The sequence below is a fragment of the Pseudomonas sp. LBUM1656 genome (assembly GCF_059716065.1).
This window is the reverse complement of record NZ_CP166800.1, coordinates 5,128,648-5,148,835: the sequence shown is the minus strand read 5'-3', so window position 1 is coordinate 5,148,835 and position 20,188 is coordinate 5,128,648. Positions and strand designations below refer to the sequence as shown.

At 59.1% G+C, this 20,188-nt stretch carries 13 protein-coding genes; 6 read left to right on the top strand and 7 right to left on the bottom strand.

Annotation, left to right across the window (positions count from 1 at the left end; genetic code table 11):
• Positions 1 to 10 precede the first annotated feature (10 nt).
• From ACA072_RS23255 to ACA072_RS23235, 5 genes are read right to left on the bottom strand one after another with little or no spacing between them, the layout of a single operon-like run.
• Complete coding sequence (locus tag ACA072_RS23255; RefSeq protein ID WP_497620853.1) at positions 11 to 1,414, bottom strand: ATP-binding protein; 1,404 nt, start codon at positions 1,412 to 1,414, stop codon at positions 11 to 13.
• Positions 1,411 to 3,222 (bottom strand): DAHL domain-containing sensor histidine kinase, encoded by a 1,812-nt coding sequence (locus ACA072_RS23250; RefSeq protein WP_497620850.1) that lies wholly within the window; start codon positions 3,220 to 3,222, stop codon positions 1,411 to 1,413. The genes ACA072_RS23255 and ACA072_RS23250 overlap by 4 nt, the downstream gene beginning before the upstream one ends.
• On the bottom strand, positions 3,219 to 4,178 hold the full coding sequence (locus tag ACA072_RS23245; protein ID WP_497620848.1) for a cytochrome-c peroxidase: 960 nt from the start codon (positions 4,176 to 4,178) through the stop codon (positions 3,219 to 3,221). The genes ACA072_RS23250 and ACA072_RS23245 overlap by 4 nt, the downstream gene beginning before the upstream one ends.
• A 44-nt stretch (positions 4,179 to 4,222) precedes the next feature.
• Positions 4,223 to 6,097 carry a putative bifunctional diguanylate cyclase/phosphodiesterase gene (locus ACA072_RS23240; RefSeq protein WP_497620847.1) on the bottom strand — a complete coding sequence of 625 codons (1,875 nt, stop codon included), beginning with the start codon at positions 6,095 to 6,097 and terminating at the stop codon, positions 4,223 to 4,225.
• Positions 6,094 to 8,397 carry an EAL domain-containing protein gene (locus tag ACA072_RS23235; RefSeq protein ID WP_497620845.1) on the bottom strand — a complete coding sequence of 768 codons (2,304 nt, stop codon included), beginning with the start codon at positions 8,395 to 8,397 and terminating at the stop codon, positions 6,094 to 6,096. The genes ACA072_RS23240 and ACA072_RS23235 overlap by 4 nt, the downstream gene beginning before the upstream one ends.
• A gap of 257 nt (positions 8,398 to 8,654) precedes the next feature.
• On the opposite strand from ACA072_RS23235, the gene nosR reads away from it, so the two are divergent.
• The 4 genes from nosR (at position 8,655) to ACA072_RS23215 (ending at position 11,774) form a co-directional block, all read left to right on the top strand.
• Positions 8,655 to 10,013 carry a response regulator c-di-GMP phosphodiesterase, NosR family gene (gene nosR, locus ACA072_RS23230; RefSeq protein WP_497620843.1) on the top strand — a complete coding sequence of 453 codons (1,359 nt, stop codon included), beginning with the start codon at positions 8,655 to 8,657 and terminating at the stop codon, positions 10,011 to 10,013.
• A gap of 162 nt (positions 10,014 to 10,175) precedes the next feature.
• The gene (locus ACA072_RS23225) at positions 10,176 to 10,610 is read left to right on the top strand and encodes an NUDIX hydrolase (RefSeq protein ID WP_497620841.1); all 435 of its coding nucleotides are present in this window, start codon (positions 10,176 to 10,178) and stop codon (positions 10,608 to 10,610) included.
• A gap of 25 nt (positions 10,611 to 10,635) precedes the next feature.
• Positions 10,636 to 11,274: a LysE family translocator gene (locus ACA072_RS23220; protein ID WP_497620839.1), complete on the top strand. Its 639-nt coding sequence runs from the start codon at positions 10,636 to 10,638 to the stop codon at positions 11,272 to 11,274.
• 2 nt (positions 11,275 to 11,276) lie between these two features.
• Complete coding sequence (locus ACA072_RS23215) at positions 11,277 to 11,774, top strand: GNAT family N-acetyltransferase (protein ID WP_497620838.1); 498 nt, start codon at positions 11,277 to 11,279, stop codon at positions 11,772 to 11,774.
• Positions 11,775 to 11,871: 97 nt separating this feature from the next.
• Here ACA072_RS23215 and metR read toward each other — a convergent pair whose 3' ends face one another.
• Positions 11,872 to 12,789: a transcriptional regulator MetR gene (metR, locus tag ACA072_RS23210; RefSeq protein WP_008155262.1), complete on the bottom strand. Its 918-nt coding sequence runs from the start codon at positions 12,787 to 12,789 to the stop codon at positions 11,872 to 11,874.
• Positions 12,790 to 12,897: 108 nt separating this feature from the next.
• On the opposite strand from metR, the gene metE reads away from it, so the two are divergent.
• Positions 12,898 to 15,210: a 5-methyltetrahydropteroyltriglutamate--homocysteine S-methyltransferase gene (metE, locus tag ACA072_RS23205; protein WP_497620836.1), complete on the top strand. Its 2,313-nt coding sequence runs from the start codon at positions 12,898 to 12,900 to the stop codon at positions 15,208 to 15,210.
• Between the two features lie 218 nt (positions 15,211 to 15,428).
• Here metE and ACA072_RS23200 read toward each other — a convergent pair whose 3' ends face one another.
• Positions 15,429 to 18,884, bottom strand: coding sequence for an immunoglobulin-like domain-containing protein (locus tag ACA072_RS23200; RefSeq protein WP_497620835.1), 3,456 nt, complete (start codon positions 18,882 to 18,884; stop codon positions 15,429 to 15,431).
• 258 nt (positions 18,885 to 19,142) lie between these two features.
• On the opposite strand from ACA072_RS23200, the gene ACA072_RS23195 reads away from it, so the two are divergent.
• Entirely contained in the window at positions 19,143 to 20,177 is a 1,035-nt protein-coding gene (locus tag ACA072_RS23195) for an alpha/beta fold hydrolase (RefSeq protein WP_497620833.1), read from the top strand.
• Positions 20,178 to 20,188: the final 11 nt, after the last annotated feature.

Below are 20,188 nucleotides of genomic sequence, written 5' to 3'. Positions count from 1 at the left end.
TGAAGGGTGTTCAGGCTGGTTTTGTCTGGTGCACGGGCAACTCGACCCGGAACGTGCTGCCCACGCCCAACTCACTGCACACCGAAATATCCCCCCGATGCTTCTTCACAATCCCATAAGACAGGGACAACCCAAGCCCTGTCCCCTGGCCCACCGGTTTGGTGGTGAAGAACGGGTCGAAGATCTTCTGCAAGCTGTCCGGGGCAATACCGGACCCGGTGTCTGCCACCTCGATCCACACCCGTTCACCCTCAACCCCGGTACGCAGGGTGATGGTGCCCCGTTGCGGGCCCATCGCCTGGGATGCGTTGACGATCAGGTTCATGATCACCTGGTTGATTTGTGACGGCAGGCATTCGATGTCGGGCAGCGGTTGATACGCCTTCACCACATCGGCCTTGTACTTGAGCTCATTGGCAACGATGTTCAGGGTCGATTCGATGCCCTGTTGCAGATTGGTCCACTGCCATTCCAGGTTGGAGTCCACCCGGGAGAAGTCCTTCAGGTCCTTGACGATCTGGCCGACCCGGTTGATGCCCTCCTTGGATTCCTTGATCAGCAACGGAATGTCCTCGCGCAGAAACTCCAGTTCGATCCTTTCCCGTAGCTGCCCAAGCCGTTCGATCACCTCGCTCGAAGCAATCGCCTCTTCGGCCTCGCGATAGGCGTCGAGCATTTCCTGCAGTTGCTTGAAGTAGCCATCCAGGCTGCCGAGGTTGGAGGAAATGAAGCCGATGGGGTTGTTGATTTCATGGGCGACACCGGCGGCCAATTGCCCAAGGGAGGCGAGTTTTTCCGATTGCACCAGTTGCGATTCAAGCTGTTTGCGCTCGTCTATTTCCCGCTGCAATGCCTCGCTGGCCTGTTTGAACTCGGTGGTGCGCTGGTCCACCAGATGCTCCAGGTGACTCATCTGCACAAAAGCGCGTTCGGTCATTTCCCATTTGGTCAGCAGGGTGTTGGCCATCTGCTGGACTTCGATGTTGTCGAACGGTTTTTTCAGGATCAGCAAGCGATCATGGGCCTGTAGCCGGTCCAGCAGCTCATCCCATGAATAGTCCGAGTACGCGGTACACACCACCACTTGAAGGCGCGGATCTTCCTGCCACAGGTGTTCGATGGTCTGCGCGCCGTCCCAACCCTCAGGCATGCGCATGTCCACGAACGCGAGGGCGTAGGGACGACTTTCTTGCAACGCCTGAGTGAGTTTGCCCAGGCCTTCCTGGCCGCCATACGCCGAATCCAGTTCGAACAGGGCCGTGGTGGCTTTGACTTCACTGCCAAACAACGTGGCTTCCATTTCTTCCAGTTCGACGTGCTGCACCGAAACCGGGGTGAGGATCTTGCGAAAGTCATCGTGAATGGACGGCGTGTCGTCGATCAGCAGAATGCGCCGGTTTGAATGCGCACTCATGCCTCCTCCGGGACGGTTTTCAGCGGGATTTGCAGGGTGAATTGCGCACCCTTGCCTGGCCCGTCGCTGTGGGCGCTGAGATGGCCGTTCATTTCGATAGCCGCCAGTGCGCAGCTGTGCAGACCAAAGCCGTGGCCTTCCTTGCGGGTGGTAAAACCGTGGGCAAAGATGCGTGTCATGTTCTCCGGCGCGATACCCTCACCATCATCCTTGACGCTGATTTGCAGGGTGGAATCCTCGACGATTTTCACCCCCAGGGTCATTTGTCGCGGCCGGTTGCTGAGGTCGGACATGGCGTATTTGGCATTGCTGATGAGGTTGATCAGGATCAGCAGCAAGCGATGCTTGTCACCCATGACCCGCGGTACTTCGTTGTACTCCTTGACCACCGTGACGTGATGCCGGGTCAGGGCGCCGGAGTTCATGCGCAGGGCGTCCTCCAGCAGTTCACTGATGTGCAGCGGTTCCATCAGGTTGTTGGCGCCGGCGTAGGACTGCTGGGTGGCGACGATGTCCTTGATGTGGTCGACGCTTTTGGTCAGCTGGGCCAGTTCATCGGTCATGCTCTGTTGTTCGAGCGCAATGGCGTCGACCAGTTGATTCAGGTAGCCGGGCAGCAACTTGCCTTTCTCGTCCAGGGTAAGAAAAGTGCCCAGGTCGCCCGGGTGTTCGTTGATCAGCTGCATCGCCTTGCCCAGCCCCTGGGCCTTGCTGGTGCGCAGTTTGCGGCTGACCAGGTCGGCAGAGATGTTCACGCTGTTGAGCACGTTGCCGACGTTGTGCAACACATTGGTGGCGATTTCCGCCATGCCGGCCTGGCGCGCGGTGTCCAGCAGTTCGCTCTGGGTGTCCTTGAGCTCGCGGGTGCGTTCTTCGACCCGTTTTTCGAGGTCATCATTGGCGGTTTTCAGGGCTTTGTTGACGCGATTGATCACCGTGAAACTGCGCATCAGGTGAATCGCCAGGTACACCAGCAACAGCACCAGCAATACCGAAAACACCAGCATGTAAAAGTGATAACGCTGATCGACCGCATCGGTGCGCTGCTGATCGTTGTTCAGCAGATCGGTGATACCGTCCAGTCGTTCGGCCACGGGAATGGCCTCGATGTTTTCCAGCAAGCGGTTGACCACCGGCTGTTCACGCAGAATCAGCTCAATGTGGTTGTTGAGAACATCCAGCGGACTGTGAAACTCCTCCGGCAGTCGCACTTTGTTCACTTTCAGTTTGCTCAACCCCACCAGGATTTCGGCGGCCTTGTCGTCAGAGGTGACCATGGCGAACTCCATGGTGCTGAGGACCAGGTCATAGGTGTCGTTGGCGATGTTTTGCAGCTGCAGTTTGTCGACGTCCTGCAACTGGGCGAGGGGCTCCTGGATGTCGTCTTCGGCGGTCGGCAGAAACGCCAGTGAGTTGCGCAGCACGGCATTGTGGGATTTGAACTGCTCCACCAAACGGATCTTTTCCTCGAAGGCGCTCAGGTACGCATCATGGCTGGTCAGCCAGACAGGCGAGGCGTTGCGGCCGTGATTCGACTCCATCGTATCGAACCGTTCCCACAGCTGCGTCATCTCGGTCAGCGGCGTGACCAGCGGATCGTAGTTGTGGTTGATGGCAATCCTGGCCTTGAGAATTTCCGTCTCCCATTGCGCGTTCAACTGTTTCATCCGGGAAATCAGATCCCGGGATTCGGTGTAGGTCGATGTCTGGTCCGAACTGGATTTGAGGTACAGAAACAGCAGTATCGAGGCCAGCATCAGGGCGACGATACCAAGGAGTGTCAGGCTGCGTCGGCGGGACATTTTCATAACGGCTTGCCCTCCCATTCACCGGTCAGGGTCTTGAGGAATTTGATGATCAGCACCTTGTCCTCGTCGGAGGGAATGCGCCCCAGCTGGAACTTGAACATCACGTCGACCGCCTCTTCGAGGGTTTTGGCCGAACCGTCGTGAAAGTACGGCGCGGTCACGGCGACGTTACGCAGGCTCGGGACCTTGAACACGTTGCGGTCTTCTTCGGCCTTGGTCACCAGGTATCGGCCCAGGTCGGTTTCGGTACGGTTGCCTCGAGTTTCGAAGTAATCGCCCATCACCCCGAACTTCTGGAACATGTTGCCGCCGATGTTGATCCCCTGATGGCAGGTGATGCAGCCGTAGTCCTTGAAACGTTGGTAACCGTACTTCTCCTCGCGGGTGAGGATGTCGGTGTCGCCCAGCAGGTACTGGTCGAAACGCGAGTTAGCGCTGATCAACGTTCGCTCATAGGTGGCCAGGGCGTTTTGCACATTGATCATGGTCACACCGTCCGGGTAGGCATTGCCAAACGCGGTTTGATAAGCCGTATCGGCGGACAGCGTTTGCACCACGTGTTCCCAGTTGCTGCCCATTTCACTGGGGCTTTGCACCACGGCGTGGATCTGGGTTTCCAGCGTGTTTGCGCGGCCGTTCCAGAATTGCCGGAAGTTCAGGCTGGCGTTGAACACGCTCGGGGTGTTCACCACCACTGGCTGGCCGTTGAAACCGATGGAAAACGCCTTGTTATCGGCGCCACCGCTTTCAAGGCGATGGCAACTGGCACAGGACAGGCTGCCGTTGACCGATAAACGTGGCTCATTGAACAACTGGCGACCGAGTTCAACGCGCAGAGGGTTTTGCTGTGGCACGGCCGGCAGCGGTTTGAGTGGTTCGTCCAGTGGCGCACCGCTGGCCGTCAGGCACAGCCCGAGCAAAGGCATCACGAGCAAGCGGTAGAGAAATGGCGACATCTTTTAATTCCTTGGCTGATAGCCCGTGTGTCGCTGCATATCGATCATGTGGCTGCAGGGGGAGGGGATTTCACCGACGTCAGGTATTGCACAAACGCATCCGGCGCCACGGCTTTGCTGAAGTAGTAGCCCTGGCCTTCCTCGCACTGATGGGCCTTGAGGAAATTCAACTGTTCGAGGGTCTCCACCCCTTCGGCGATGATGGTCAGCTTGAGGCTCTTGCCCAGGCTGATGATGGCGCTGACCAGGGCCGCGTCGTTGATGTCACGGCTCAGGCCGCGAATGAACGACTGATCGATTTTCAGCACATCGATGGGAAAACGTCGCAGGTAACTCAGGCTGGAATACCCGGTGCCAAAGTCATCGATGGCCAGCCGCACGCCCATTGCCTTGATGCGGTTCAGGGCGCTGACGGTGGCATCGACGTTCTGCATCAGCACGCCTTCGGTGATTTCCAGCTCAAGCAATGACGGGTCCAGACCGGTTTGTGCGAGGACCTGTTCAATGCCCTCCACAAAACCGCGCTGGCGAAAGTCGATGGCCGACACATTCACCGACATGCACAGCCTCGGCAATCCCGCCGCTTGCCACGCGCAGGCTTGTCGACAGGCCTGGGCCAGCACCCATTTGCTCAACGGTACGATCAGGCCACTGTCTTCGGCCACACCAATGAAATCCGACGGGTAAACCCAGCCATGCCCCGGTTTCAGCCAGCGAATCAAGGCCTCTGCCCCCACCACTTCACCGGTGCCCAGGTCGAGCTTGGGTTGGTAATGCAGGACAAATTCGTCACGCTCCAGGGCCAGGCGAATACCCGACTCGATGGTCTGCTGGTCCCGGGCGCGCTGGTTCATTTCTTCAATGAAAAAGCGGAAGTCGTTAGGGCCGCTTTCCTTGACGTTACGCATCGCGGTCTCGGCTTTCTTGATCAGGGCGATGGCATCGAAGCCGTCATCGGGATAGATGCTGATACCCAGGCTGGCGGTCACGCTCAGGTCATGGCCGGCGATGTGCTGGGTCGCGCCGATGGCGTTCAGGAGTTTTTCGGCGATGCCTTTGGTCTGCAACGGATGTCGGATATCGGCGAGGATCACCACGAATTCGTCAGAGCCGTAGCGAAACACCGAGTCGGACTCGCGTACCGCGGACACCAGGTTTTGCCCGACCCGTTTGAGCATCTCGTCGCCGGCCGGATGGCCCAAGGCATTGTTGATGCGCTTGAAGCGATCAAGGCCCAGAAACATCACCGCCAGCTGCTTGTCATGGCGGCGGGACAACGCCAGGGACTGGTTCAGCCGATCACCGAGCAACGTGCTGTTGGGCAGCTCGGTCAGGACATCGTATTGCAACAGGTGAGACACCTTGAGCAGTTCATGGACCCGCGCCTCGATGGTTTGCTCCAGGCTCTGTACTTTGGTCTCCGCGTCCTGGGTCATCTGCCATTTCCAGGTCAGGGCACTGGCCATCTGGCGGATCTCCAGACTGTCGAAGGGTTTTTTCAACACCAGCAACTGGTCGCCAAACTCCAGCCGTTCAGCCATGTCTTCCCAGCTGTAATCCGAATAAGCGGTGCACAGCGCGATTTGCAGGTGCGGGTCGATCTTCCAGAGCTGTTCGATGGTTTCCAGACCGTCCCAACCCGGCGGCATGCGCATGTCGGTGAACGCCACGGCGTAAGGACGCCCTTCGGCCTGGGCCCGCTTGACCATTTCCAGCGCTTCCTGGCCCTGGTAGGCGGAATCGAGCTGGAAGGTCAGCCGAGTCGGCTGTTGCGTGCCGAACAGTGCCTCTTCAGCACCGGCAAGGCTCTGCTCACCTTCGGTATCGGGGCCGAGGATTTTGTGGAAGTCCTGATGGATCGAGGGCGTGTCGTCGATGATCAGGATGCGCCGGTTGGTCTGGACGGACGGAGTTTTCATTCCTTGTCCTCCGTGGCGTGCGGGTTGTCCAGGATCGGCCCGGTGTGGTGTTGTAGGGGCACAATGCTGCCGGCCTTGAGCAACTGGGCGGCCTGTTGGCTGCTGACGGCTTTACTGAAAAAGTAACCCTGTGCGTTCATTGGCGAGCCTGTGGCCATCAGCGAACTACGTTGTTCCTGAGTTTCGACACCTTCAGCGATGATTCCGATCCCTACCTCACGAGCGAAGTTGATAATTGCGCGCAAGGTGTTGGCGCTCTCCGGGTCCCGAGCCGCGGTGTCGATGAAGGCCTGGGCGAGTTTCAGGTGATTGACCTGGTACGTCTTGAGGTAATCGAACGAGGAATATTCGGTGCCGAAGTCGTCGATGGCGATCTTTACTCCCAGCTCCCGCAGGCGCGGCAGCACGTCGTTGTGGGTCCATTTGGTCTGGGCCAGGGTCGCTTCGGTCACATCGAAACGCAGGTCCCAGGCGCACAGTTCCCAGCGTGCGGTGGTGCGCAGCACGTCGTAGATCAGCTCGGGCCCGCTTTTCAGCTGGGCCAGGGACAGCTTGATGGCAATCACCGGCGGCGCCATGCCGTCGTCGCGCCACTGGCGCATTTGCTGGCAGGCGCGATCCAGCACCCAGTGACCCAAGGCGATGATGGCGCCGGTTTTTTCCGCGGCCGGCAGGAACGCCGGCGCTTCCAGCAAGCCGCGCTCGGGGTGGTTCCAGCTGACCTGGGCTTCCATGCCGAGGATCTTGCCGCTGCTCAGGTCAACTTCGGGCCAGTAATTGAGTTCGAGCTCTCCGTGTTCAATGGCGGTTTTCAGATCGTTGGCGATGGTCATGCGCTCGACCACCTCCTGATTGATCTCCTCGGAGTGGAAGTGATACTGGTTGCGGCCCTTTTCCTTGGAGCGATAGAGCGCCATGTCGGCCTGGTTCAGCAGGCCGTCGGCGCTGGTGATGAGCGGCGAATAGCTGCTGATGCCGATGCTGACCGAAACGCGCACGTCATTGCCGGCCAGGGAGTAGGGCAGCACCAGCGCATCGCGGACCTTGCCGGCCAATGACGCGGACTGGGTCGGGTCGCTGACGTCCAGTTGCAGGATGGCGAACTCGTCGCCGCCGAGGCGGGCGACCACATCGTTTTCGCGCACGCAGGCCTTGATGCGCCGGGCCACTTCCTGCAGCAACAGATCGCCCACCGGATGGCCGAGGGTATCGTTGATGCGTTTGAAGTGATCGAGGTCCAGGTAGAACATCGCGAACGGGGTCGCACCCCGACGCGCGGCGGCGAACGCCTGGTGCAGGCGTTCGATCAAGGTGGCACGGTTGGCCAGCCCCGTCAGCCCGTCGGTGCGGGCCAGCAGGGCGATTTTCTCCTCGGCGACCTTGCGTTCCGTGACATCGATGATGATGCCTTCGACTTCCAGCAGGCGTCCTTCCTCGTCACGCACCGGAATGTAGCGGTTTTCGACCCAGCGCCAGGCACCGTCGCCGGTGCGCATCCGGAACTCGATGGACGCGCCCGCCGCATGGCGGTCCAGCACCCGGGCCATGGCCGTGTCGACTTTCGATTGGTCGTCGGGATGAATCAATTCCCGGGCCCAGTTGGCCGAGGCGACCAGATTCGCCGCAACGTGACCGTACTTGGTGATGTTGTGGGAGATGTACATCAGCGGGAACGACGGTTCGCCCCGCAGGCGATACAAGATGGTCGGGCTGTTCTGCACGATGATGTTGGCGTCGGACAGCTCCCGGGTGCGTTCTTCGACGGCCTGCTCCAGCAGCGACATCTTCAGTTCGGCGTCTTCGGTCATCTGCCATTTGGCGGTCAGTGCGCTGGCCATCTGCCGGATTTCGATGGCATCGAAGGGTTTTTTGAGGATCAGCAGGCGATCGCCCAGTTCGAGGCGTTCGTCGATGTCTTCCCAGGAATAGTCGGAATAAGCGGTACACAGCGCCACTTGCAGCTTGGGATCGACCTGCCACAGCCGTTCGATGGTTTCCAGGCCATCCCAGCCTGGCGGCATGCGCATGTCGATGAAGGCCATCGCGTAGGGCAAGTCGTTAGCCAACGCTCGCTCGACCTTGTTCAGTGCTTCAATACCCTGAAAGGCCGAATCGAGCAGAAAACTTTGCAGTGTTGCCGTCGCTTGCATCCCGAACAGGGCTTTTTCGGCGCTGATCAGCTCGTCGTCTTCGGTCGAGGGCGGGCTGAGGATCTTGATGAAATCCGCATGAATCGAAGCGGTGTCGTCGACGATAAGAATCCGACGGTTGGTACGCGCCAGCAGCGTATTCATAGGCATACGCCGGGAGCGGTGGCAGTGTGGAGCGGTGTGCTCATAGGGGCATCCTTTCCCTGATCACGTGGCAACGGTACAAAAAGTGGATCCGAGTGAACGGAGCATAGTCGCCTGTGCAGCACTTCGCCCGATCGACTGAGACGAATCATTTCCAGGGGCCCGGCTGGAAATCATCTAGCCTGTAGCTCAGGCAAGGCCAGAAACGGAATGTTTTGGCTGATGCCTGACGCAACGACGCCCGTTTTGCTTGAGGTAATGCCATGGAAGAGCAACTCCCCACGACTGTCACCTGGAAACCCAAGATTCTGCTGGTCGACGATGAGGAATCGATCCTCAATAGCCTGCGCCGGCTCTTGCGCGGCCAGCCCTACGACGTGCTGCTCGCCACCAGCGGGGCCCAGGCGCTTGAGATCATGGCGAAACAACCCGTCGACCTGGTGATGAGCGATGCGCGCATGCCCAACATGGACGGCGCCACGCTGCTGGCGCACATCCACCAGCGCCATCCCGAGACGCTGCGTATTCTGCTGACCGGTTATGCCGACCTGACGATGATCGTCAAAGCGATCAACGAGGGGCAGATAGACCGTTACATCAGCAAACCCTGGCACGACGAGGAATTGCTGCTGACCTTGCGCCAATCCCTGGCCTACCAGCATTCCGAGCGCGAACGCTTGCGTCTGGTGCAGGAGACGTGGGATCGCAACGAGGAATTGAAGCTACTCAACGCGACCCTGGAAAAACACGTCGCGTCCCGCACCGCCGAGCTGCAGCAGACCGCCGACATGCTTGACCTGGCCTACGAAGAGCTCAAACACAGTTATGTCACCGGCACCGAGGTGTTTTCGCTGCTGGCCAACCTGCGTTTGCCGCCGGCCAAGCAGACCAACCGGCAAATCATCGAACTGGTGCGGGTGTACTGCAAACTCCATGACCTGGACGAAGGCAGCACCCGCGACCTGACCATGGCCGCAGCGCTCTACAACATCGGCAAGCTGAGCTGGACCGACAGCATGATGACCGCGCCTGCCGATCTGCTGCACCACAGCGATCAGGAGCGCTATCGCGGGTATCCGAAGCAGAGTGAATCACTGTTGATGACCCTCGACCCGATGAAAGATGCCGCTCGCCTGATACTTCACCATCAGGAGCGCTGGGATGGCAGCGGTTTCCCCGACCGGCTCAAGGGCGAGGCGATTCCGCTCGGTTCGCGGTGGCTGAAACTGGCGGTGGACTTCATCGAGTTGCAGCGCGGGCTGATCCTTGAGCGCCAGATGAACAGCGATGAAGCCCTGGTCTATATCCGCCAGTACGCCGGTCGTCTCTATGATCCTGACCTGGTCGAGGACTTCATTCAGGTCTGCGCCGCGTACTTGAGCGACGTGTCGCTGGCCGATCCAACGGTCAAGGTACTGACCACCCGGGATCTGGCGGCCGGGATGATTCTGGCGCACAACCTCAATGCCGATAACGGCATGCTGCTGCTCAATGCGGGCAAGGTGCTGAGCGGGCCGCTGGTGGAGAAGCTGATCGCGTTCGAGGCGATGGAAGGGGCGAAGTACGCCGTTTTTGTGAAAGTGCCGGAGGAAGAGGGGGGGCTTGAGCTGGCGGCGAGTTAGGGGCCAGGATCAAAAGATCGCAGCCTCGTTTCACTCGACAGCTCCTACAGGGGATCGCGATTTCCTGTAGGAGCTGTCGAGTGAAACGAGGCTGCGATCTTTTGATCTTATCCCACGCCCATGTGATCCTCTGCGCCCGTCACCCAATTCCATTGCAGACCCATGACCCTTTCCACCACCAATTCCCCCCGCATCATCCGCATCGCCGCCGCCCTGCTGATCGGCCCCGACGGCCGCACGCTGCTGGTCCGCAAGCGCGGCACCGAAGCCTTCATGCAGCCCGGCGGCAAGATCGAGGCCCACGAACAACCGGTTCACGCCCTGGCCCGTGAATTGGAAGAAGAGCTTGGGCTGGTCATCGACCCCGCGCACGCCACCTACCTGGGACCTTTCTCGGCACCGGCCGCCAACGAGCCGGGTTTTGTCGTACAGGCCGAACTCTTCCAGCTGGCCATCGATTCAGACGTATCGCCTGCCGCAGAGATAGAAGAGGTGCGCTGGATCGATCCGGCCACCGACGGCGATCTCACGCTGGCGCCATTGACACGAGACCTGATCCTGCCGTTTTATCGAGCTTCGCTGACCGCGACCGACTGATCATCCACGGACCAGGACTGCCCCCATGATCCCGCTTCAAGATTTGTTGATATTCGCCGCTGCCGCGTTGCTGATGGTGCTGACGCCAGGGCCGAACATGATCTACCTGATCTCCCGTTCGATCTGCCAGGGGCGCAAGGCCGGCGTAACATCGTTGCTTGGCGTGGTCGCGGGGTTTTTCGTGCATTTGTTCGCCGCTGCGGCCGGATTGACCGCGGTGTTCCTGGCCGTGCCGATGGCCTACGAAGTGCTGAAATGGGCCGGCGCGCTGTACCTGCTGTGGCTGGCCTGGCAAGCGGTCAAGCCCGGCGCGCGTTCACCGTTTGAAGCGCAGCAGTTGCCGCCGGACTCGTCGCGCAAACTGATCACCATGGGCTTTCTCACCAGTGCCCTGAACCCGAAGATTGCGGTGTTTTACCTGTCGGTGTTTCCGCAATTCATCACCCCTGAGCATGGCTCGGTGTTCACCCAAAGCATCGTGCTGGGCCTGACCCAGATCAGCGTCAGTTTCTGCGTCAACCTGCTGATCTCGATATTCGCGGCGGGTATCGCGTCCTGGTTCGTCAACAATCCGACCTGGCTGGCGCTGCAGCGTTATTTCATGGGGTTTGTCCTGTCAGCGCTGGCGGTGCGGCTGATGCTTGAGCAACGACGGACGGCTTGATCATGTGGATTGAACGACTGGATGCCAGCCATGCCCTGGACTATCGGGCACTGATGCTCGAAGCCTACGACCTGCATCCTCAGGCCTTCACCTCAAGTGTGCGCGAACGCGCCGCGATGCCGCTGAGTTGGTGGGAATCGCGCCTGACCAGCAAACTGGATGTGGTGCTCGGGGCGTTTGATGAGGGCAAGTTGGTGGGCATCGTCGGCTTGGCCTTCGAACCCCGGGAAAAGGCCCGGCACAAGGCGACGCTGTTTGGCATGTACGTGTCCGGCAAGGTCCGGCAGCGCGGGTTGGGTCAGCAACTGGTGCAGGCCGTCCTGGCCGAAGCGCAGAACCATCAAGGCCTGCGCTTGATCCAGCTGACCGTCACCGCTGGCAACGAGGCGGCGTTCAACCTGTACAAACGTTGCGGCTTTGTACAGTACGGCCTCGAACCCATGGCGGTACGCGTCGGCGAAGACTATTTCGACAAAATCCACATGTGGCGAGAACTCTAAAGATCGCAGCCTCGTTTCACTCGACAGCTCCTACAGGTGTACACAAAACCCTGTAGGAGCTGTCGAGTGAAACGAGGCTGCGATCTTTTGATTTTTGTCAGCGAACGGCGCTAACCCCATCCAGTGTCGAGAACGATGTGTCCTTGGCCGTCAGCAAGAAATCGCGCATGTACGGCGCATCCAGCATGTCCGCGCGAATCCCCGCATACAGCGTCGCAAACAATCCCTTCTCGCCCAGCCGCTTGGCCTTCACGTAACCCCGTGAGCTGTATTCATGCAGCGCCCAATGGGGCATACCGCACACGCCGCGTCCGCTGGCCACCAACTGCATCATCATCACCGTCAGTTCCGAGGTGCGGACCTGCGCCGGTTCGATGTCGGCCGGTTCCAGGAAACGGGTGAAGATGTCCAGCCGATCGCGTTCCACCGGGTAGGTGATCAGGGTTTCCGTGAGCAGATCTTCCGGAACGATGTAAGCCTTGCTCGCCAGACGGTGCTGGTTGGCCACCGCGAGCATCGCTTCATAGGTGAACAACGGCACGTAAGTGATCCCCGCCAGTTCCAGCGGATCCGAGGTCACCACCAGATCCAGATCGCCACGGGCCAGGGCCGGCAGCGGGGCGAAGGAGAACCCTGAGGCCAGGTCCAGTTCGACTTCCGGCCAGGCATCGCGGAACTGGTCGATGGTCGGCATCAGCCACTGGAAGCAACTGTGGCACTCGATCGCCATGTGCAAACGCCCGGCCGTGCCACCGGCCAGCCGCGCGATATCGCGCTCGGCGCCACGCAGCAGCGGCAAGGTCGCGTCGGCCAGTTGCAGCAGGCGCAAACCGGCGCTAGTGAACCGCACCGGTTTGGTCTTGCGCACGAACAGCGGCATGCCCATGCGTTCCTCCAGTTCCTTGAACTGGTGGGACAGGGCGGACTGGGTCAGGTGCAGTCGGTCGGCGGCATCGACCAGGCTGTCCGCTTCGCGCAAGGCGTGCAGGGTCTTCAGGTGACGGATTTCAAGCATCGGATGGCTCCATGAGGAAAACTTGTGATCAACACGAAAAGGTTGAGTTTGTCTCATGTTGGGTTGGCTGTCGACAATAGCGCCATCTTTTACAGGGAGAAACTCACCATGGCTCTGGCCCACACACTTGGTTTTCCGCGCATCGGCGCTGACCGCGAACTGAAAAAAGCCCTCGAATCCTACTGGAAGGGCGACCTCGATCAGGACTCGCTGAAAAGCGTCGGCCGCCAATTGCGCGCCACCCATTGGCAATTGCAGAAAGACGCCGGCATCGATCTGCTGCCCGTGGGCGACTTCGCCTGGTACGACCAGGTGCTGACCCATTCCCTGACCTTCGGTGTGATCCCCGAGCGTTTCGACAGCGCCAAGGACTCCCGCGGCCTGCCAACCCTCGACACCCTGTTCGCCATGGCCCGAGGCGCCACGGCTGCCTGCTGCGGCGGTGAACACAGTAAAGCGCAATACGCCCAGGAACTGACCAAGTGGTTCGACACCAACTACCACTACCTGGTCCCGGAATTCAGCGCTGACCAACAATTCAAACTGAGCTGGGAACAGCTGTTCGACGAAGTCGACGAGGCAAAAGCCCTCGGCCACAACGTCAAACCCGTCATCATCGGCCCACTGACTTACCTGTGGCTCGGCAAAGCGAAAGGCAACGACTTCGACAAGCTCGACCTGCTCGAACGCCTGCTGCCGATCTACGGCGAAATCCTCGGCCGCCTCGCCGCTCAGGGCGTGGAATGGGTGCAGATCGACGAACCGATCCTGACCCTCGACTTGCCGCAAGAATGGAAAAACGCTTTCGAACGCGCCTACCACATCCTCCAGTATTCGCCGCTGAAAAAGCTGGTGGCGACCTACTTCAGCGGCCTGCAAGACAACCTCGGCCTAGCCGTCGGTTTGCCAGTGCAAGGCCTGCACATCGATGCGGTGCGCGCGCCCGACCAACTGCTGCACGTGCTCGATCGTCTGCCGACCTACAAGATCCTTTCGGTGGGTCTGGTCAATGGCCGTAACGTCTGGCGCTGCGAACTGGAGCCGGTACTCGCACAACTGCAATTCGCTCAGGAACGTTTCGGCGACAACCTGTGGGTCAGCAGTTCCTGCTCGTTGCTGCACAGCCCGGTGGACCTGGAACGCGAAGACAAACTCGATCCGGAACTGAAAAGCTGGCTGGCCTTTGCTGTACAGAAGTGTGGAGAAATCGCCGTGCTGCGCGATGCCCTCAACGACCCGCAATCGCCCAAGGTGCAAACCGCCCTCGCCGAGAGCCGAGCGATTCAGGCCAGCCGCGTCGAGTCACCGCGTATCCACAAAGCCGAAGTGCAGGCACGGATAAACGCTATCAGTGACAAGGACAGCCAACGCCATTCGCCGTTTACCAAACGCATTGCGCAGCAACAGGCCCGCTTGAAACTGCCGCCATTCCCGACCACCACCATCGGCTCGTTCCCGCAAACCGGGTCGATCCGTCTGGCACGCCAGGCCTTCAAGCAAGGCAAGCTGTCGGCCAATGATTACACCGACGCCATGCACAGCGAAATCCGCTACGCGGTGCAAGTCCAGGAACGCCTGGGCCTGGACGTGCTGGTACACGGTGAAGCCGAGCGCAACGACATGGTCGAATACTTCGCCGAGCAACTGGACGGCTACCTGTTCACCCGTTTCGGCTGGGTGCAGAGCTACGGTTCGCGCTGCGTCAAACCGGCGATCATCTACGGCGACCTGAGCCGCCCGAAAGCCATGACCGTCGACTGGATCACGTATGCACAGAGCCTGACCGACAAGGTCATGAAAGGCATGCTCACCGGTCCCGTGACCATGCTGATGTGGTCGTTTCCGCGTGAAGACGTCTCGCGCAAAATCCAGGCGCAGCAGTTGGCGTTGGCCTTGCGTGATGAAGTGGTCGACCTGGAAAACGCCGGCATCAAAATCGTGCAGATCGACGAAGCCGCCTTCCGCGAAGGCTTGCCGCTGCGCCGGGCACAATGGCAGGAGTATCTGGACTGGGCGGTGGAAGCCTTCCGCCTCAGCGCCTCCGGCGTGCGCGACGAAACCCAGATCCACACCCACATGTGCTACAGCGAATTCAACGACGTGATCGAGTCCATCGCGGCGATGGATGCCGACGTGATTACCATCGAGACCTCGCGTTCGGACATGGAATTGCTCGAGGCTTTCAAAGCGTTCGACTACCCGAACGACATCGGCCCGGGTGTTTATGACATCCACTCGCCACGGGTGCCGGACACGGCCGAGATGGTCAAGTTGATGAGCAAAGCTGTGCAGCGCATTCCGGCGGAGCGTTTGTGGGTGAACCCCGATTGCGGGTTGAAGACCCGGGCGTGGCCGGAGACTGAGGCGGCGTTGGTGAATATGGTGGCGGCGGCGCGGCAGTTGCGCAGTCAGTTGGCCTAAAGTTCTGCGGCGCCTGTTCTGGCGCCTTCGTCTGAACGCCGCCCGGAGCAAGCTCGCTCCCACATTGATTGGTGTCGTATACAAATTCTGTAGTCGACAAAAATTCAATGCGGGAGATTCGTTGTGGCTCGGCAACCCGGAATTCTCAGGTCGAGGGATCGAGGTTGTCGGGAGCCCGCTGGGCCAATGGCGCCCAGGCTCCCCCGATCGAGAATCGGCTAGTAAATTCGGAGGGTGGGAAGGTTCTCTCTACCGGGTGAGTGCTGAAAGCCGTTGCCATTGGTAAAGTTGAATGCCCATGCCACATCTTGGACGTAGTCGTTATTGGTGGATGTCCAGTAGGCCGACTGGGGCCAACCGAAATATGCAGGAATGTTGCCAACCGATGCATACGTTTGCCAAAACGTCTGGAACTGCTGCACCGTCATGCAAAATGGGCGCCATTGCGCTTGTAAATCGGGGATCCAGTTTACATACCCCCAAAGTGCCACATTTCTGATACCGGATATGGTCAAGTTATAGGAGGCCTTCTGCCCGGACTGATCATTCACGGTAATGGTCGCAGTGCCATTGCCTAAAGCGGCGACCCTGCCGTTGCCATCGAGTATCTTCGCGATACCGGGGTTGGAAGAACTGTAGGTGTAAGGACCGCTGCCACCCGACGCCGGCTGCGTGTGGATGCTGCCCGCTGGGTGGGTGATTGGCGGTTTCCCTAGCACCAGAAACAAGGGCAGAAACAGCGAAGCGTTGTTGCCGATACTCAGGTCGTTGGCAACGTTCACGATCCATACGTTAGACGTGAGTTGGCCATTCGGTGTTTTCGCGACAAGTCTGTGTCGGCCGAATCCGATATTGACGTTGGCCCTCCAGATTCCATTGTCGTCTGCCGTTGCTTGAGCAATTTTCTTATCGTTAGCGAACAGTTCGACAATGGTTTTTTTGGTTGCAGTACCCACAAGCTGAGGCGCGGGATCATCGCATGTACCGCCATTGGCAATTGAGCCAGTTTTGGGCGGCTGATTATCAATCAATTGGGTGATGACCGGTTTAGCCAGCATTTCCGATTTGATCGTCAGGTCCCGCATCGGGAAGACCGTATCAACGCCGCCCTTGTCGCTGAAATTGGCGATCGACAATCCATAAGCCTGCGTGCCGTCCTTGAACAGTTTGAGCTGTTCCCTGGAGATGACGCCGCTCAATCCAGTGCTCACATGGTTGGCGGTGATCACCCCATCAAAAAGCATGATGACGTATTCGCTGCCATCGGATTTTTGCCCACTCAGGGCCACCCGCATCCGGGTGCCGATGGCAATGAACAGCCAGGCAATCAGCGTCCAGTGGGCATCGCCCGTGAAGTTGTTGAGGTTCAGGACCTTGTGATCCTTCGCCTCCTTGATGGTCATGCGCGGGTAGTTGATGTCTTCATTGGCAATGGAGGTGACTTCATATTTGGTGGGCGCAGAGCTTTGATCCTGTATGCCTTCCTGCGTCACGACATACCAGAAGGACATGAATGTACCCATGTTGGCGGGGACGGCGGTCAGTGGCAGAGTGAAGGTCAGTGTTCCGCTGGCGCTTCCTTGAAGTGTCGCAAGCACCGGGCTGCCAAAGCCATCACGTCCTTTGACGAAGAGGGTGACACGATGGGAGGGGGCCATCCCGGTGTAGGTGACTTTGACCGTGGCAAGTTTCTGAGTGTTTAGCGGATTGATAATGTTGCCAAGTGACGCCTGCTCAAGCTTGGGCGGCGGCAGCATCAAGGCTTTGGCGCCGATTCGCAGCACCAGTTCGGGGGCGGTCAGAGGCAGGTCCCGGTTGCGTTTGATGTACCAGTCCACCGTGATCACTCGATTGATCAGTGAGTTGATGAGCTCGTAGGCCAGTCTGAATTCAATGTCTTTGTCGAGGTGGGCCGCGGTAATGGGCAGCGAGTCTGCAAAAACAAGATTGCCGTCTGGCCCCCGTACTTCCAGGTGAACCGTGTCGCCGATGCGCGTGTGGCCTTTGGCCGGGCAAATGGCGGGTGTGCCGAAAGGTATATCCTTTGGGTCGAGTACGCCGTTTTCGTCTTTACCGACATCGACGACGTTCAGGGTATTGGTCACTTGCCCGATACGCAGCCGACTGACGCAGGACTCCAGAGGCGCGGCATGCCCGATGCCGGTGACGATATAGGACAGCTGGACCGAACCGTCCTGATAGGTACCAAAGTGTTTGCTTTCCCAGATGAATGGTACGACGTAGCCTACCGTAGGAATCAGCATGCCCGGGGTGACAAAGCGTTCGTAGGTTTGCAGGCGGGTAGTGCCGCCGGCGCTTGTACTCAGGCAGGTCAGTGTCACCTTGTCTCCGACCGCCAGGCCTTCGATTCCTGGTCCGGCATAGACCACCGTCTCTGCCTGATCTGGCAACAGGACCGCCCCGTGGGCTTGCGGCGCAGTAGGCGCTGGAGCCCGGTATTTTTCGCCGATCAGTTCCAGGAAACAGGAGTAGGACGGGGTGCGTTTCTCTGTGCCCGCCACGATTCTTATGCGCTCGTAATAGATCTCGATGGTCGCCCGGGCCAGATTCTTCACTGTTTCGTAAGGCACCTCGACCGTGACGATGCCTCTTTTGTAATCAATCGGACCATAGGACTGAGTGAGTCCGGTCTCTGGGTTATAGATAAAGCATTCCACTTTATCTCCAGAGATGGCATCGGCACGCTCCACGAAGATTTCAATTTCCATGGGCTTGCCATTGAGATCGTCGATTTTCAGAACATTGCCGTTCGAGCCAACCACTGAAGGCGCTTCAAGATAGGTGAGATTCGGATCCAGTTTTCCTTCACCTGTTTTGGAGGTGAGACTGCTGTTGTGTACTTGGTCACGGATCTTGTAACTCGCCAATAACGGGTCTGCGGGACCGATCAACTTGAGGGCGGCAGACGACACAAATACCACGATGTTCTGACCGATCTCTTCATGCTTGAGGATGTACTCGACGATTTGATTGCCGAACATAAGGGTAATAACGTCACCGGCGGTCATGATTGGCCAGGCAGGAATAGTGACGTCCACACCCACCTCAACCATCGCCTCATCAATAATGGCCGGGAAACGAGGGGCTTCCAGAGGCACACGCTCGCGGGTGTTGCCGGTGGGGTCGCGGCTGTCTGGAAAGGTTGGCTTGAACCATACGGTTATCTCTTCTGCACGTTCGGGTCCACTGCCACTGGTGCGTTCGACGGTGTACCACATCCGATGGATACCGGGTTTTTCGACAGCGATTCTGGAAATGACGCTGACGATGTTCTCGTTTTTGGGATCCTGGGGGACGATTTCAGTCTTGATCAGTGTGCCTCGATCCGTCGGGTCCGGGACCTCACCGGGCTCAAGGCGTTTGCCCATGTACAGGCGCAAGGTGTCAAACGCCGCCATCAGGGTATAGGAGGGGAAAAGAACCCACCATCCCAGTCCGGGACCTGCGGTCTCATCCGCGTTGACCCCATGTGAGGCGGGGGAGTTGTCGACCAAGTGCCAGCCGAGGATCAGGATGGGGTATATCCGAAGTACACCATTTTCTGTGAACAGACCCTGCGACTTGACTTCGGCACACTGGTCGATCAGTTGTTGCGGGCTTTCTTTATCCAGCGAGTCAAGTAGCTCTCGTGGGAAAATAGATAAAGCAGTCATAGATGTTCTCCGACTCGCACGAAAAGCGCACGAACCGGGGCGGCAAGGCGCGTCAGAGACTGATTGAAAGCTCAAACTTGCGGGCTGGCTACTGTCAGAAATAACAGGTTCAGACTGTTTTCTGACCAGCGGTAGTCGTCGATGCTTCACACGACCGTTCAGCACTCTTCATCAAACTGTCACGTAACTGTGGCAGCGCGCTTGATCAAACTTCATCAGACTCGCGCTCTACTGGGGTTCTGCGTTTCGGTGTTTTTCATGCGTGCACGATTTTTATCAACAGCGGCCTTCCTGGCCGCGTTGTTGTTTGGATTACCGTCTTTCGCGGCGTCTCGTTGCGACGTAAACGTTCCAACCGAACATGCCGATCTGGCGCAGGTGAGCCTGGCGTACCAGAGCATCGGCCGTGCGTCCGACCCGGCGTTGTTGTTGGTGATGGGCCTGGGCGGGCAATTGATTCACTGGCCGGATGAGGTGGTGGTCGCGCTGTGTCAGCAAGGTTTTCGGGTGATTCGTTATGACAATCGCGACGTCGGCCTGTCGACCTGGCGACAAGCGCCGGTCGACGCCAACCTGACCTTTGAGGTGTTGCGCTACAAGCTCGGTCTGCCGGTTGCGGCGCCGTACACCCTGACCGACATGGCGGACGATGCCTTTGGCCTGATGGATGCGTTGAAGGTCGAGCAATTCCACGTCTTGGGCGCGAGCATGGGCGGGATGATTGCCCAGCACATGGCGGCGATGGCGCCGCAGCGGGTCGAGAGCCTGACCCTGATCATGACCACCTCCGGGGCCGAAGGCCTGCCGGCGCCGAGTTCGGCGTTGGTGCAGTTGTTGTCCCGTCGTGGCGCACCGAATCGCGAAGTGGCGCTGGAGCAACAGGCTGATTTGCTGGCGGCGTTGGGCAGCCCGACCGTGAGCGATGATCGGCAAGCGTTGCTGCATCAGGCGGCGCTGTCCTATGACCGGGCGTTCAATCCTGAGGGCGTGAAGCGCCAGATCATGGCGATCCTCGCTGAGCGCAGTCGTGTGGCGTTGCTTAACCAATTGCGCGTCCCGACGCTGGTGGTTCACGGCACGGCCGATCCGCTGTTGCCGGTGATGCATGGCGTGCACTTGGCGGCGCACATTCGCGGTAGCCAGTTGAAGCTGATTCCAGGACTGGCGCATCGGTTCCAGGAAGCGTTCAAGGCGCCGTTGCTGGCGGCGGTGTTGCCGTACTTGCAGGCCCATCGCGAAGACACTTCGCATTGGGCGCAGATTGATCCGGTGCCGGTCCCCAATCTCCTATAACCCCCAATCCC